We start from the raw sequence: 13,709 nt of genomic DNA, 5'->3' as shown, positions 1-13,709 counted from the left end.
GCGGGCTCGTCGCCCGCCTCCGTGGCCGCTCGTCTCGAGCGGCCGGGCAGGAACTCGAGGTGTTGCGCGGCGAGGCTGCGGCGCTCGCCGCGGAGGACCGCTGGTTCGAGGCCGCCGAGCGCTGGCAGCGGCTGGCGACGGCACGACCGGACGACGCCAACGCTCACCGCGAACTCGCCCGCACCGCCGGACTGGTCGCGGCCTGGCGTGGCACGTTCGTGGGGTCGCCGCCACGCTTCCGGACCGACACCCAGCTGGCGGCGGACCGCCCCGAGGAGCCCGTCGCCGTCGACCCGACCGGGACGGCCCTCGCCGCCATCGAGCGCGCTGTCGAGCTGCGACCCGATTCGGTCGCGTGGCTGGCACCCCTGGGTGAGCTGCGGGCTGCCGCCGGCGACACGGTCGGCGCGATCGCCGCCTACGAGCGCGCCGTCGAGGCGACGCGGACGTCGCACAGCGCCTGGGTGGTCACCTCCCGGCACCTGTGGCAGTTCGAGCTCGAGCGCGATCACCACCGCAACGAAGCCGCGCGTGTCGACGATCCGCTGTTCGACGCGGCCCTGGAGCCCGAAGCCGCCGCGGCGCTCGGCGACCCACCAGGCGTGGTCCGCCCGCGCTTCACCCACCAGGGCCTGCACGTGACGGGCATCGTCGCCGACCCGTCCGTGACGGTGGTCGAGGTCACGCTCGGCGACCTCCCGGTCCGCACCGTCAACCTCGCGTCGGGAGAGCCGCTCCGCCGTTTCGATCTCGTGCTGCGACGGCCTGTCCTGGATGTCGCCCCACCCGTCGGTCGCCTGGCCGTCACCACCCCCGATGGGCGTGTGCTGCCGGCGCCTGGCCCCGTCGCTGCGGTGACGGTCCGACTGCCGCACGCCTCGGGGACCCTCGGTGACCTGCTCGCCGACGGCGTCCGGGTCGACAAGAAGGGCGGGCTGACACCCACGGCTGATGAGGTGGCCTCGCGACAGGCCGATCTGCTGCGCCTCTACGGGCTCGTGCGCGACGCCCTCGCAGAGGACCACGGACGCGAGCTGTTCGCCCTCTACGGCACCCTGCTCGGCATCCACCGGCAGGGGGACCTCATCCCCGGCGACGATGACTTCGACTGCGGCTACGTCGCGGGAGCCACGGACCCGGTCGCCGTCAAGGCCGAGGCCGTGGACCTCATCGCGGCGCTGGTCCGCGAGGGGTTCAGCGTCAGCATCAACCGCCGGGGGCGGCTCTTCCGCGTACACCACGACGCCATCGGTGACGCGTCGCTGCACCTCGACGTCCACCCGGTGTGGTTCGAGGGACCGGACCTGTACGTCCACAACCACCACCGGTTCCCCGCCGTGGTCGACGACCTCCTGCCGGCCGAGGCGCGCGACCTACGCGGCGAGCCGGTCCTCGTCCCGCGCCGACCCGAGGTGCTGCTGGAACGCTTCTACGGCCCTGGCTGGCGCACCCCCGACCCCGGCTACGTCGACGACGCTACCGGGGCCGATCCAGCGGTGATGACTCGCCTCGGCGAAGCCCTGCTGTCCCCTGAGGAGTTCCGGGCTCTCGACGACCGCCTCGCGGTCAGCGCGGCGGACCACCCTGGTCAGGGCCGGCTGGTGTCCATCGCCTCGCAACCGCTCTACCCGCTGGACGACGTCATCGAGTGAGCACCGCCCGAACCGACGTCAGTCGCGCGACGCGAGCACCACGACGCGGTCCGGCGCCGCGGTGCGCAGCGCCTCCAGGTCCGCGGTGCCGAGCAGGAACGCGTCGTCGCGCTGCAGATCCCGCGCCAGCTCGAAGCCCTGGTCGGGGGTGGCCCACCCGTGGCCGTAGACCTGGTGCAGCACGGCTTCGGCGTCCGTGGGGATCGGGACCAGCCGGCCGGCCAGGAAGGTGTCCCGCGTGACGGCGATGGCGTCGCCGCCGACGACAGGTTCGTAGCGCCAGCCGTACGACAGACGCAGCTCTTCCGCGTCGGTCAGCCAGGCGAAGTTGAGGTCGACGAAGATTCGGTCGCCCGGCTGCTTCCGGATCATCGCGCCGAACGGCTCGAGCTCGAGGTGGTACCCGTGGTCGAGCAGGCGCCGGCACAGGCCGGCGAACTCGTCACGGACGGCGGCTGGGTCGCGTTCGCCCGACACGTACCCGAGGTCGAACCCACCGACGTCGTGGGCGATGAAGTCCTGCTCGCGCACGGCGCCGAGCAGGTTGCCGTAGAACGGCGTGCACGCGTAGCCGTGCGCCTCGTGGACCACGGCTGCCACCTCGTCGACGAGGTCGAGGGTGCGACGCTTGCGGGCCGGGGTGTAGCCGGGGCGCAGGCGGCCGAACTTGGTGAAGACCGCGCCGGCATCGAGCCGCGCCCGCAGCGCCGGCATCCGGCTCTCGAAGCCGGTCTGCACCTCGGCTGCGGCGCCGAACCCCACGATGGGAAGCAGCCGGTCGGCGGTGCGGATGGTGATGCGGTCGCCGTCACCGAGGAACTCGAGGAGCTGCTCGCAGCTGAGCGAGAAGGCGAGCCTGCCGCGGTCGTCGGGGTCCGTGGCCTGGGCGTAGGTCGTGACGACCGTGGTCTCGCCGACGTGCAGGGACACCTCGACGGGCAGCGGGGACGGATCGTCCGCCACCCAGCCGGTGACGAAGCCCTCGCCACCGGCGAGGACGCCGAGCGAGGTGACCTCGCCGGTCGGCTCGGCCGCCCTCGCGTCGCTGTCGGCGGTCGGCTCACCTGGGGCCATCGGGAGGAACGCCGCGCCCCAGTCGATCGTCGCCGCGCGGCTCTTGGCCAGCTCCATCTCCAGACGGGGGTGTGCCGGCCAGCACACCAGGCCGGCCCGAGCGACGGCCGCCGCGTCCTCGTAGCGCTCGGACGCGCGGAGGGCTCGGGCGATCACCTCCCAGGTCGCCGGGTCGGCACCGGCTCGCACGTCGTCTTCGGTGGACTCCCAGGCGACGATGGCCGCGGACCAGTCCTCGACAGCGCCGGCCTCGTGGACCCCTTCGAACTGCGGGGGCACGGGTGGGTCCGCGGGTCGTCCGGCGACGGTGCTGCCCCCCGGCGGCGCCGTCGGGGCGTCACCGCTCGGGGCGTGCCCGGAGCCCGATGTCCGCGCGAGCCGGTCGAGGACCGCCACGGTGTCGGCCCGGAGCCGGTAGAGCCCGGCCACCGCCCGGCGACCTTCCTTGCGGTGCAGGCGCGCGATCCGCTGGAGCTCACGCCGGTGGCGGCGACGAGCCGATCCGGAGCCACCGGCCCGCACGGTCTCGCGGTGGCGTCGCCGGATCCGGTGCTCGGCCACGGCGACGTCACGCGCGGTCGGGAGGTCGCGCACCACCGACCCCGTGCTGAGGGGCCCACCGGTGGCGGAGACGAGGTTCCCGCCGTTGGACAGGAAGCGCAGCAGGAAGTCCTCGTCGTCCCGGTACGGCAACGCGTCGTCGAGACCGCCGACCAGGCGGTGGGCATCCGCGCTGCCGAGGAGGGTGCCGAACGGGACGTGCAGCGTGCGTTCGACCAGTGCACGCAGGAGGTCACCGGACAGGTCGGGGTCGACCACCTCCTCGGATCGGTCGGTGAGGTCGACGCGGCGGTGGCTCGAGGCGACCAGGGTCCGCGCCGGGTCCTTCGCTGCGAGGAGCGTTGCGTGCTGCACGGCGATCTTGCGGGGGTGCCAGACGTCGCCGAGGTCCAGCCACGCGACTGCGGCCCCGCCGGCCTCGGCGAGCACCCGGTTGCGTGACGCCGCGCGGCCGAGCCGCTCGGCGTGACGGACGACCCTGATGTCTGGGTAGCGCCGGCACAGCTCGTCGAGGGCGGCCCGGGCGGCGGTGCCGGCCCCGTCGTCGACCACGAGGACCTGGAGGTGGCCGCTGAAGCGCTGGTGCACGACGGTCGGCAGGCTCCTGCGCAGCGCGTCCGCCCCATCGTGCAGGTGTACCCCGACGACGACGTGCGGTGCGCCTGTGGTCATCAGCCCGTGCTGCGCAGGATCGCGGTCAGGTCGTCGGCGTCGAAGCGCACCGGATCGTTGCCGAGCCGTTCGAGGTTCACCGTGGACACGAGCGCGGCGCGTTCGTCCTCGTCGGTCACGCCGAGCTCCGAGAGCCGGGGTTCGAGGCCGATCCGCTCCATGAGTCCGACGAACGCCCGCCGGGCGGAGGGGCCGTCGTCGGCGCCGAGCGCCGCCACGGCGTGGGCCACCGCAGCGTCGTGAGTCGCAGGGTCGACCCCGGCCTGGAGTTGGTCGGGCGAGGCAGCGGCGTGTGCCTCGAGGAACGGGCCGAGGCTCGTGGCGACCGCATGGCCGTGGCTGACGCCGTGGCGCTTGGTCAGCCCGTACGACAGCGCGTGCGCGGCAGTGGTCTTCGAGACGTCGATCGCGCGACCGGCGAGGTGGCTACCGAGGCTCATGCCGGCCGCGGCGGTGTCATCGGGAGCGGTCACGAAGGCTTCGATGTGGTCGAGCAGCACGGCCAGTGCCTCGCGCGCGAAGGTGCGGCTCGCGTCGGTACCGCCGACGGCCCACAGGCTCTCGATGGCCTGGCAGACCGCATCGATCCCCGAGGTGGCGCGCTGGTACGGCGACCCGCTGAGGGTCAACGAGGGGTCGAGCACGATGCGGTCGGGACGCAGCGCGGGCCCGGCGATCGAGTGCTTGTCGTGGCCGGTGTAGACGACCGCGAAGTGCGTGGTCTCGGCCCCCGACCCGCTGGTGGTCGGGACGAGGATCAGCCCGGGATCGCGCGCGTCGATCCGCCCGCCGGCCTGGATGGTGGCGACGATCTCGTCGCCTGGGACGCGCCCGCCGTACCCGGCGAGGAGCTTGGCCATGTCCATGGCGCTGCCACCACCGACCCCGAGCACGAGGTCGGGTCTGAACGTGGCCAGCTCGCCGAGGCCGCGGCCGAGGTCCGCCGCGTCGGTGTTGGGGGAGAAGTCGCTCCACCGGTGGACGGCGGCGACCTGCTCGAGCTCGGGGAGCACGGTCGCTGCGCCGGAGGCCTCGAACGATCGCCGGCCGCAGACGAGCAGCACCCGTTCCGCGCCGAGCTCGCGGACCAGTTCCGGCAGCCGGGCGACGGTGCCGGGCCCGAAGGTGACCTCGTCGGCGAGCAGGTCGACCGCTCGTGCGGTACTCACGAGGCGTCCGGTGCGACCGCGTCCATGAACGCGCGCTTGCTCTGGGCGGGCGTGCGGGTCGGGCGTCCGATGTCCGGGCGGTTGCCCGGACGGACACGCAGCTCGAGCAGGGATGGCCCGCCGTGCTCCCGGAGGGCCGCCACCTCGGCGGGGAGGGTCGACAGGTCGCTGGTCGCTGCGGCGTACCGGTAGCCCATCGCCAGGGCGGCGGCGGGGATGTCGACCTTGTCGATGGACGTCGGCTGGCCGCCCACGCTGTCGTGGACGCCGTTGTTGAACACCACGTGCAGGTAGTTGGCCGGCGCGTGGTCGGCGTTGACCGCGAGGCTGCCGGCGTGCATCAGCAGCGCACCGTCACCGTCGAGGCACCACACCTCGCGCTCGGGCTCGCGCAGCGCCACGCCCAGCGCGATGGCGCTGGCGTGTCCCATACCGCCGACGGTCAGGAAGTCCCGGGAGGGGTCCGTGCCGGTTCGTTCGCGCAGCTCGAACAGCTCACGGCTGAGCATCCCGGTCGTGGAGATCAGGACCTGGCCGTCGCCGATGGCCTCGACGAGGGCCGTGAGTCCCTCCTCGCGGGACGGCAGCGAGGGGTCGGCCGGAGCAGCCGTGCTGCCCGAGGTGGGTGCCGGACCGAAGGTGTCCTTCGCGACGAGCAGGAACGACGGGGTCGAGCCGTCGACCGCTGCGCGGACGGCGTCGGTGACGACCTGCTCGGCCACGTCCGGTTCGGTCGGCAGCGTCGCCCAGGGCAGCTCGAGCGCGTCGAGCAGGGCGGTCATGACCCGCCCTTGCTTGACGTGCTGCGGCTCGTCCTTGACGCCAGGCTGTCCGCGCCAGCCGACGATCACCAGCATCGGCACGCCGTAGACGTCCGGATCGGCCAGCGACAGCAGCGGGTTGACGGTGTTGCCGAACCCCGAGTTCTGGAGGTAGACGGCCGCGACCTCGCGCGTGCGCAGGTGGTGGCCGAGGGCGAGGCCGACGGCGGCGCCCTCGTTGGCCGCGATGATGTGCTGCTCGCGGGGCAGGGCGTCGTGCACGTGCTTGCCGAAGCTCTTCAGGAGGCTGTCGGGCACGCCGGTGTACATCGAGACACCCAGCTCGGCGAGGTGGGCCACGAAGCGAGCCGGGTCGATCATCCCATGTTCTCGGGGATGATCGCGAGGGCGTCCTTGATGTTGGCCAGGTACGGGTCGGCCTCCAGGGAGCGGCCGTTCTCGAGGATGGTGCGGGCGACCTTGACCATCTGCGGGTAGGCGGCGCGGAGCATGTGGTTGGCGTAGATCACCACGCTGACGCCGTGGTCGGCCAGCTCCTCCTCGGTGACCTGGTTGTAGCTGGAGGGCACGGCGACGATCGGGACCTGCTCGGGGAACTTCGACACCCGGTCGCAGAACTCGAAGATCTCGTCGGGTTCCTTGCGGCGGCTGTGGATCATCAGCGCGTCCGCGCCGCCGAGCTCGATGTAGGCCTTGGCCCGCTCGACCGCGTCCTCCATGCCCTTCTCGAGGATCAGCGACTCGAGCCGGGCGATGACCATGAAGTCGTCGGTGATCTGGGCCTGCTTGCCGATGGCCAGGCGTGCCGAGAAGTCCTCGATCGAGGACTGGGTCTGGGCCACGTCCGTGCCGAACAGCGAGTTGCGCTTCAGGCCCTCCTTGTCCTCGATGATGACCGCCGAGACCCCGAGGCGTTCCAGCGAACGGACGGTGAAGGTGAAGTGCTCGGGCTTGCCACCGGTGTCGCCGTCGAAGATCAGCGGCTTGGTGGTCACCTCGAACAGCTCGTTGATCATCTGGAGCCGCGAGGAGATGTCCACGGCCTCGATGTCGGGCTTGCCACGCGCGGTCGAGTCGGTCAGCGACGAGGACCACATCGCGTCGAACTCGACGTTGCGGCCGTCACGCTGCGCGACGGTGGACTCCACGATCAGGCCGGTCAGGCCGCTGTGGGCCTCGATGACCCGCACGATCGGCTTGGTGTCGATCAGCCGACGCAGGCGCGCCAGACGCACCGAGGGGGTGGTGCCGATCTGCTTGACCGACTGGTTGAGCTGGGTCGAGGAGATCCCCTCGGTGTAGGCCACCTCGACCAGTTCGCCACCCCACTGCGCGAGCGCGTCGATGACCCGCTGGCGGGTCTTGGCCTGCACCCCCGTGCGCCAGTCGTCGCCGTGGACCACGTAGTCCGGCTTGAGCTTCTCGAGGTTGGGGACGTAGTCCAGCGTCTCCTGCGGGACCACCTCGCTGACCTGCTTGAGGTTGGCGACCACACCCATCCGCTGCTCGAAGGTCATGTGCGGCAGCCGCTTGTAGCTGGCGATCGCCGCGTCGGTCAGCAGACCGACGGTCACCTCACCGAGCTCGGCAGCCCGTTGGAGGATGTTGATGTGGCCGGGGTGGATGAGATCAGCACTCATCCCCACGTAGACGCGGGGCGTAGCGGACATCGAGGGGTCCTTCGAGGGAGCGGCGAGCGGCCAGCGCGTGGGCGCGCAGGTCGCGGACGACCGCTGGAGGATAGGTGACGTGGGGCCCGGCACCGGGAGGCTGGTCGCATCCGCCGCCCGGTCTCACTCGCGGGCGTCGAGCGGTTCGTCGACGCCGTAGTCGCGGGTCGCCGTCCGGCCGGGCAGGTGCCAGAGGTCGGCCGGCGGCCGACCGGTGCCAGGTCGGGCGGCGCGGAGATCCTCCGCAGCGATCACCTGGCCGGCGGCGATCGGGCGGGCCGCGACGACGCTTCGGCGAGCGGTCATGACGGTATCGGTCTCGGCGGCTGTGGGGTACTTGACCGGGGAGCCGATGGCCGCTTCGACGGCGCGGATGCCAGCCACCAGCTCGGTGAACCCGTCCGGCTCGAGCGATGCCGCGTGGTCCGGGCCGGGAGCGTCACGATCCAGCGTCAGGTGCTTCTCGACGACGCGGGCGCCGCGGGCGACGGCGCCGATGCTGACCGCGGTCCCGAGGGTGTGGTCGGAGTAGCCGACCGGGAGGGCGAACGCCTGCGCGAGCGTGTCCATCGCGGCGAGGTGGACGTCGCTCGGGTCGGCTGGGTAGCTCGACGTGCAGTGCAGCAGGGTGACCCATTCGCGCAGCGACCCGTCCCGCGCCGCGGTCGTGTAGGCCTCCCGGAGACGCTCCGGGGTGGGGACCCCCTCGGCGTGCTGGGCTCCGAAGGCGATGACGGCGAGAGCGCCCTCGATATCCGCCAGGCTCGCCATCCCCGTGGACACGATCAGCGGCAGCCCCGTGCGCGCGAAGGCCAGGACGAGCGGTCCGTTCGTGAGCTCACCGGACGGCACCTTGACCCGCCGGATGCCGAGCTCGAGCAGCCAGCCGAGGCTCACCTCGTCGAAGGCCGTCGAGAGGAACTCGATGCCCGTCTCGGCGCAGCGGGCGGCGAGGGTGTCGTGCGCATCCCGGTCGAGCTGCAGGCCGGTCAGCATCTCGATCTGCGACGCGGCAGCCGCGTTCCGGCGCTGGTAGGCGGCTTGCGGGGCTGTCGCCGTCGCCAGCGACCGGGCATCGAAGGTCTGGAACTTGACGACGTCGGCGCCGGCCCCGACAGCGGCGTCCACCAACTCGAGCGCGGCAGGGAGCGACCCACCGTGGTTGACGCCGGCCTCGGCGATGACGAGCGTCCGGTTCACGTACGACTCCTACGGGGTGTGGAAGCGCTTGACGAGCAGCGCGCGCGGATCCTCGATCGCGCCGAGGGCATCGAGCACCCGGGCCGTGGCACGCCCGTCACCGTAGGGCGAACCGACCGGCACGTCCCTCCAGTCGAGGGCACGACGGATGGCGTCCGCGATGGCCTCGCGCTGCGGTGGGCAGTCGATCGTCGAGGCGCCGCGCAGGCGCCCGCGCTGGCGCTCACCGATGTTGACCGTCGGCACCCCGACGGCGGGCGCTTCGATGATGCCGCTCGAGGAGTTGCCGACCACCGCGTCGACGGTGCGGAGCGTGCGTTGGTACCGATCGGCACCGAGCGAGGTGTGTGCAACGGCGTTGGGTCGTGCCTCGGCGTACGCGCGGGTCATGTCGATCAGCACGCGGCCGTCGGTGTCGGCGTTCGGCAGCGTCAGGATGATGCCGACGTCCGGGCCGAGGTCGTCGAGCGCGTCGAGCAGCGCCTGGAACGAGGGTGCCGGAGGCTCGTCGGCGAGCGTCACCGGGTGGTAGGTCACCAGCAGGTTGCGCTCCCGCAGCTCGAGACCGAGCGCAGCGGCGACCTCGTCGCGTGGGGGCACCGGTACGGCCGCGAGCTCGTCCAGACCGGGGTTCCCGGCGACCACGACACGCGTCGGGTCCTCACCCATCTGGAGGATGCGGTCAGCGGCGTCCTGGCTGAAGGGAAGGTGCAGGTGGGACATCTTGGTGACCGCGTGCCGGATGGCGTCGTCGATGGCTCCCTCCGTGACGTCGCCTCCGGAGAGGTGGACGACCGGGACGCGTGCGATCAGCGCCGCTTGGACGACGCCGAGGATCTCGTAGCGGTCACCGAGCACGAGCACGAGGTCGGGGACCAGTCGGGCGAACGCGTCCGCGAACCCGATCGTCGCCAGACCGAGCGACTTGGTGACCCCGACGGGCGAGTCCGATGACAGCAGCATCTCGACGCGCTCGTCGACGGTGAAGCCGTCGTCCTCGACGCCGGTGACGGTCGAGCCGAACTCGGGTGACAGGTGCGCGCCCGTGACCACGACCTGGAGGGCGAACCGGTCGTCGTCGCGCAGACCGCGCATCACGGGGCGGAGCAACCCGTACTCGGCCCGGGTGCCGGTCACCACACAGACGGTGAGCGCCATCAGGTCAGCCGTCCGCGGACAGCGGCGATGACGCGGCCGAGCTCGTCGTCGGTGATCCCCGTGGAGCACGGCAGGGTGATGAGGCGTTGCCAGACGTCCTCGGTCACGGGGAGGGGTTCCGCCGGTGCGTCGGCGTAGGGGCGCTGGAGGTGCATCGGCTTCCAGAACGGGCGGGCGTCGATGCCGTCGTCGCGGAGGCCCGCTCGCAACGCTGCGACCTGGTCAGCGTCCCAGCCCTCCAACGAGAACCCCGCGAACCAGCAGGCGCTGTCGGCCCAGCTGGCCTGCGGGATCGGCCGTACGTCGGCCAGGTCGCTGAACCGTTCGGTGTACGTGGCCTGGATCCGCCGTTTCGTCGCGACGAACGTGTCGAGCTGTTCCATCTGTGCGCACCCGACCGCCGCCTGCACGTTGGTCATCCGGTAGTTGAAGCCCACCTCGTCGTGGTCGTAGTCGGATCCGACGCGTGCGGTGGTCGACAGGTGACGGGCGCGCGCGAGGAGGGCTGCATCGTCGGAGACGAGCGCCCCCCCGCCACCGGCGGTGACCGTCTTGTTGCCGTTGAAGGAGAACACGCTGATGGCGGCGCCGGCCTGCCCGATGGCACGACCGCGGTAGCGGGCGCCGAGCGCGGCGGCGGCGTCGGCGACCACGGGAATCGCGTGTCGGTGAGCCGTCGCCGCCAGGGGGTCGAGGTCCGCGGGGTGCCCGAGGGTGTGGACCGGTAGCACGGCCGCGACCCGACGTCCGGTCGGGCGATGCACCGGGCCGTCGGGTCCGGGTTCCAGGTCGCGCTCGAATGCGTCGGCGACCTGCTCGGGATCCATCGTGAGCGCGTCCGGGGTCACGTCGAACAGCCACGGTGCCGCGCCGCAGTACGCCACCGCGTTGGCCGATGCGATGAAGGTCAGGGCGGGCATGGCGACGAGGTCGCCGTGCCCGACGCCGACGACACGGAGGGCGAGGTGGAGGCCCGCGGTCCCGGTGGAGACCGCCACGGCACCGGTCGTCCCCGCGGCCGCCGCCACCTGCTCCTCGAGACGTCCCACGAAGGGCCCGACCGTCGAGACGTAGGTCGAGGTGATGCACTCCTGGAGGTACTCGGCCTCGCGACCGGCGAGGTTCGGTACGGCGAGCGGGATCATCCGGGGCGACGCCTGTTCTGTGCGGTCGAGCGGCATGGCGCGCCGCCTGCGCCCACCGGGGACCTGAGGCGAGGCGACGCAGGAGGCTAACATCGACCGCCCCACTGACCCGCAGGGCCACCTGGACGGACCCACATGACCCGCCGCGCGACGGACCGACCGTGACGCGCGCTCTGGTGGTCGGGGTGGGGTCGATCGGGACGCGTCACGTCGAGGTGCTCTCGGCCCTCGGTTGCGACGTCGCCGTCGTCAGCCGTCGTGGCCCCTTCGGCACGCACCGCACGTTCGCCACGATCGCGGAAGGTGTCGCCGGCGTCGACCCCGAGTACGTCGTTCTGGCGCGTGAGACGGCCCGACACGGTGGTGACGTCACCGAACTCGCCGAGGCTGGCTTCCACGGCCGAGTCCTGGTCGAGAAGCCGCTGACGAGCGCGCCTGTCGCCCTGCCCCTCGAGGGCTTCGCCCGGGTCGGGGTCGCCTACAACCTGCGGTTCCACCCGGTCCTCGAGCGACTGCGGACCGAGCTGGCGGGTGCTCGCATCGCGACCGTGACCGCGCACGCCGGCCAGCACCTCAGCACCTGGCGACCTGGTACGGATCACCGCAGCAGCTACTCCGCTGACCCGGCCGCGGGCGGCGGCGTGCTGCGTGACCTGAGCCACGAACTCGACTACCTCCTGTGGATGTTCGGTCCCTGGAAGCGGGTCGCGGCCCAGGGCGGCCGCAGCGGCGTGCTCAATGTCGCCAGTGATGATGCGTGGGCCGTCCTCCTTGAGCTCGACCGCTGTGCTCTGGTCTCGCTCCAACTCGACTACCTCGACCGCATCGGTCAGCGTCGCGTCGTGGTGACCACCGAGGAACACACCTTCGTGGCCGACCTCGTGGCCGGTCGTCTGGCCGTCGACGGCGCGGTCGAGGAGCTGCCCGCGGACCGTCACGTGACCTACCGTCGCCAACACGAGGCGATGCTCGGCAGCGACCAGCGTCCCTGTACGGCAGCGGAGGGCATCGAGGTGGTCCGGCTCATCGCCGCGATCGAGACGGCCGCACACGAACGCAGGTGGGTGACCCCGTGACGACCAGACTCTGCACGATCTGCGCCCGTGGGGGGTCCAAGGGTGTCCCAGGGAAGAACGTCCGCGACCTGCACGGCAAGCCGCTGCTCGCGCACACGATCGAGCATGCTCGGGACAGTGGCGCCTTCGACACCATCGCGGTCAGTAGCGACGATGAGCACATCCTGCGCACCGCGCGGGAGTATGGGGTCGACGTCCTCGTCGATCGACCCCTCGAGCTCGCCTCTGACGTGGCAGGCAAGCCAGCGGCCATCGCCCACGCGGTGCGCGAGGCCGAGGCGGCGACCGGTGCGCACTTCGACACAGTGGTCGACCTCGACGTCACCTCGCCGCTACGCCTCCCGAGCGACGTCACAGCCGCCATCGCCCTGCTCGAGTCGAGCGACGCGGACAACGTGATCTCGGCAGCTCCGGCGCGTCGTTCGCCCTACTTCAACCTCGTCGAGCTCGATGAAGGTGGGCACGTCCGGCTGAGCAAGCCCCTGCCGGAGGCGGTGCTGCGTCGTCAGGATGCCCCGCGGACCTTCGACATGAACGCGTCCATCTACGTCTGGCGACGTGACGTGTTCCTCGCCGACCCGAAGGTGTTCTACGGACGCACCCTGCTGTACGAGATGCCCGAAGAACGCTCCGTGGACGTGGACTCGGAGCTCGACTGGGTGATCGTCGACCACCTCTTCGGCAGTCGGGAGCATGCGTGACCGCGGGCCACTTCCGGAACCTGTTCGACCTCACGGGCCGTGTCGCGGTGGTGACCGGGGGTGCGGGCATCCTCGGGCGTCGGTTCGCTGCGGCGCTGGCCGATCACGGCGCTGCCGTCGCGGTGGTGGACCTCGACGAGGGTGCGGTGCAGGAGGTCGCCAACGCGCTGCGCAGCGAGTACGGCGGCCGTGCCGAGGGCTTCGTCTGCGATGTGTCGGACGAGGTGTCGGTGCGGGACGTGGTCGTCGCGATCGAGGACGGCCTCGGCCCGATCGACGTGCTGCACAACAACGCAGCCTCGAAGTCGAGCTCGCTCGAGGGTTTCTTCGCCCCCCTGGCGACGACGACGCTGGCGACCTGGCGCGAGGTGATGGCGGTCAACCTCGATGGGATGTTCCTCGTCGCTCGCGAGGTGGGCAACCGGATGGTCGCCCGCGAGCGCGGCTCGATCGTGCAGACGGCCTCCATCTACGGCGTGATGGCGCCGGACCAGCGGATCTACGAAGGTTCGTCCTACCTCGGGATGGAGATCTCGAGCCCCGTCGTCTACAGCGCGTCGAAGGCGGGTGTGGTCGGGCTGACACGGCACCTGGCAGCCGAGTGGGGGCTGTCCGGTGTCCGCGTCAACACCTTGGTGCCGGGCGGGGTCCGTAGCGGCCAGAACGACACGTTCCTCGCGCGCTACTCCCAGCGGGTTCCGTTGGGCCGTATGGCCGAGGCCGACGAGATGACCGGCGCGCTGATCTACCTCGCGTCCGACGCGTCGAGCTACGTCACGGGCCAGACGCTCATGGTCGACGGTGGCCTCTCCGCCTGGTGAGACCGCGTGGGTGACGCGATCGTCGGGG

General features: G+C 71.8%; 11 protein-coding genes. 4 read left to right on the top strand and 7 right to left on the bottom strand.

Annotation, left to right across the window (positions count from 1 at the left end; genetic code table 11):
• The first annotated feature begins 59 nt into the window (after positions 1 to 59).
• On the top strand, positions 60 to 1,652 hold the full coding sequence (locus NITAL_RS01290; protein WP_052664289.1) for a tetratricopeptide repeat protein: 1,593 nt from the start codon (positions 60 to 62) through the stop codon (positions 1,650 to 1,652).
• Between the two features lie 18 nt (positions 1,653 to 1,670).
• Here NITAL_RS01290 and NITAL_RS01285 read toward each other — a convergent pair whose 3' ends face one another.
• The 7 genes from NITAL_RS01285 to NITAL_RS01255 all read right to left on the bottom strand — a co-directional run bounded on the left by NITAL_RS01285 (position 1,671) and on the right by NITAL_RS01255 (position 11,083).
• Complete coding sequence (locus NITAL_RS01285) at positions 1,671 to 3,959, bottom strand: glycosyltransferase (RefSeq protein WP_052664288.1); 2,289 nt, start codon at positions 3,957 to 3,959, stop codon at positions 1,671 to 1,673.
• On the bottom strand, positions 3,959 to 5,128 hold the full coding sequence (locus NITAL_RS01280) for a phosphonoacetaldehyde reductase (protein WP_083441100.1): 1,170 nt from the start codon (positions 5,126 to 5,128) through the stop codon (positions 3,959 to 3,961). The genes NITAL_RS01285 and NITAL_RS01280 overlap by 1 nt, the downstream gene beginning before the upstream one ends.
• On the bottom strand, positions 5,125 to 6,270 hold the full coding sequence (gene aepY, locus NITAL_RS01275; RefSeq protein WP_052664287.1) for a phosphonopyruvate decarboxylase: 1,146 nt from the start codon (positions 6,268 to 6,270) through the stop codon (positions 5,125 to 5,127). The genes NITAL_RS01280 and aepY overlap by 4 nt, the downstream gene beginning before the upstream one ends.
• On the bottom strand, positions 6,267 to 7,580 hold the full coding sequence (gene aepX, locus NITAL_RS01270) for a phosphoenolpyruvate mutase (RefSeq protein ID WP_052664286.1): 1,314 nt from the start codon (positions 7,578 to 7,580) through the stop codon (positions 6,267 to 6,269). The genes aepY and aepX overlap by 4 nt, the downstream gene beginning before the upstream one ends.
• Positions 7,581 to 7,703: 123 nt before the next feature.
• Positions 7,704 to 8,780: an N-acetylneuraminate synthase gene (gene neuB / locus NITAL_RS01265; RefSeq protein ID WP_052664285.1), complete on the bottom strand. Its 1,077-nt coding sequence runs from the start codon at positions 8,778 to 8,780 to the stop codon at positions 7,704 to 7,706.
• Between the two features lie 9 nt (positions 8,781 to 8,789).
• On the bottom strand, positions 8,790 to 9,917 hold the full coding sequence (gene neuC / locus NITAL_RS01260; RefSeq protein WP_211262141.1) for a UDP-N-acetylglucosamine 2-epimerase: 1,128 nt from the start codon (positions 9,915 to 9,917) through the stop codon (positions 8,790 to 8,792).
• Positions 9,918 to 9,937: 20 nt separating this feature from the next.
• Positions 9,938 to 11,083, bottom strand: coding sequence for a DegT/DnrJ/EryC1/StrS family aminotransferase (locus NITAL_RS01255; protein ID WP_052669233.1), 1,146 nt, complete (start codon positions 11,081 to 11,083; stop codon positions 9,938 to 9,940).
• A 161-nt stretch (positions 11,084 to 11,244) separates the two neighbouring features.
• Here NITAL_RS01255 and NITAL_RS01250 point away from each other — a divergent pair, with 161 nt between their 5' ends.
• The 3 genes from NITAL_RS01250 to NITAL_RS01240 are packed head-to-tail and all read left to right on the top strand — an operon-like array spanning position 11,245 to position 13,681.
• Positions 11,245 to 12,159: a Gfo/Idh/MocA family protein gene (locus NITAL_RS01250; protein ID WP_052664283.1), complete on the top strand. Its 915-nt coding sequence runs from the start codon at positions 11,245 to 11,247 to the stop codon at positions 12,157 to 12,159.
• Positions 12,156 to 12,860, top strand: coding sequence for an acylneuraminate cytidylyltransferase family protein (locus NITAL_RS01245; RefSeq protein ID WP_052669231.1), 705 nt, complete (start codon positions 12,156 to 12,158; stop codon positions 12,858 to 12,860). Before NITAL_RS01250 ends, NITAL_RS01245 begins: the two co-directional genes overlap by 4 nt.
• Entirely contained in the window at positions 12,857 to 13,681 is an 825-nt protein-coding gene (locus tag NITAL_RS01240) for an SDR family oxidoreductase (RefSeq protein WP_052664282.1), read from the top strand. Before NITAL_RS01245 ends, NITAL_RS01240 begins: the two co-directional genes overlap by 4 nt.
• Positions 13,682 to 13,709 lie beyond the last annotated feature (28 nt).

The organism is Nitriliruptor alkaliphilus DSM 45188 (assembly GCF_000969705.1).
Lineage (GTDB): Bacteria > Actinomycetota > Nitriliruptoria > Nitriliruptorales > Nitriliruptoraceae > Nitriliruptor > Nitriliruptor alkaliphilus.
The sequence above is the reverse complement of the archived record's forward strand: the minus strand, read 5'-3'. Positions and strand labels throughout refer to the sequence as shown.

What these genes read in the sequence shown, in the direction of transcription:
- NITAL_RS01285 (WP_052664288.1), bottom strand. Translation starts at nt 3,959, where the DNA reads ATGACCACAGGCGCACCGCACGTCGTCGTCGGGGTACACCTGCACGAT.
- NITAL_RS01255 (WP_052669233.1), bottom strand. Translation starts at nt 11,083, where the DNA reads ATGATCCCGCTCGCCGTACCGAACCTCGCCGGTCGCGAGGCCGAGTAC.
- aepX (WP_052664286.1), bottom strand. Translation starts at nt 7,580, where the DNA reads ATGTCCGCTACGCCCCGCGTCTACGTGGGGATGAGTGCTGATCTCATC.
- aepY (WP_052664287.1), bottom strand. Translation starts at nt 6,270, where the DNA reads ATGATCGACCCGGCTCGCTTCGTGGCCCACCTCGCCGAGCTGGGTGTC.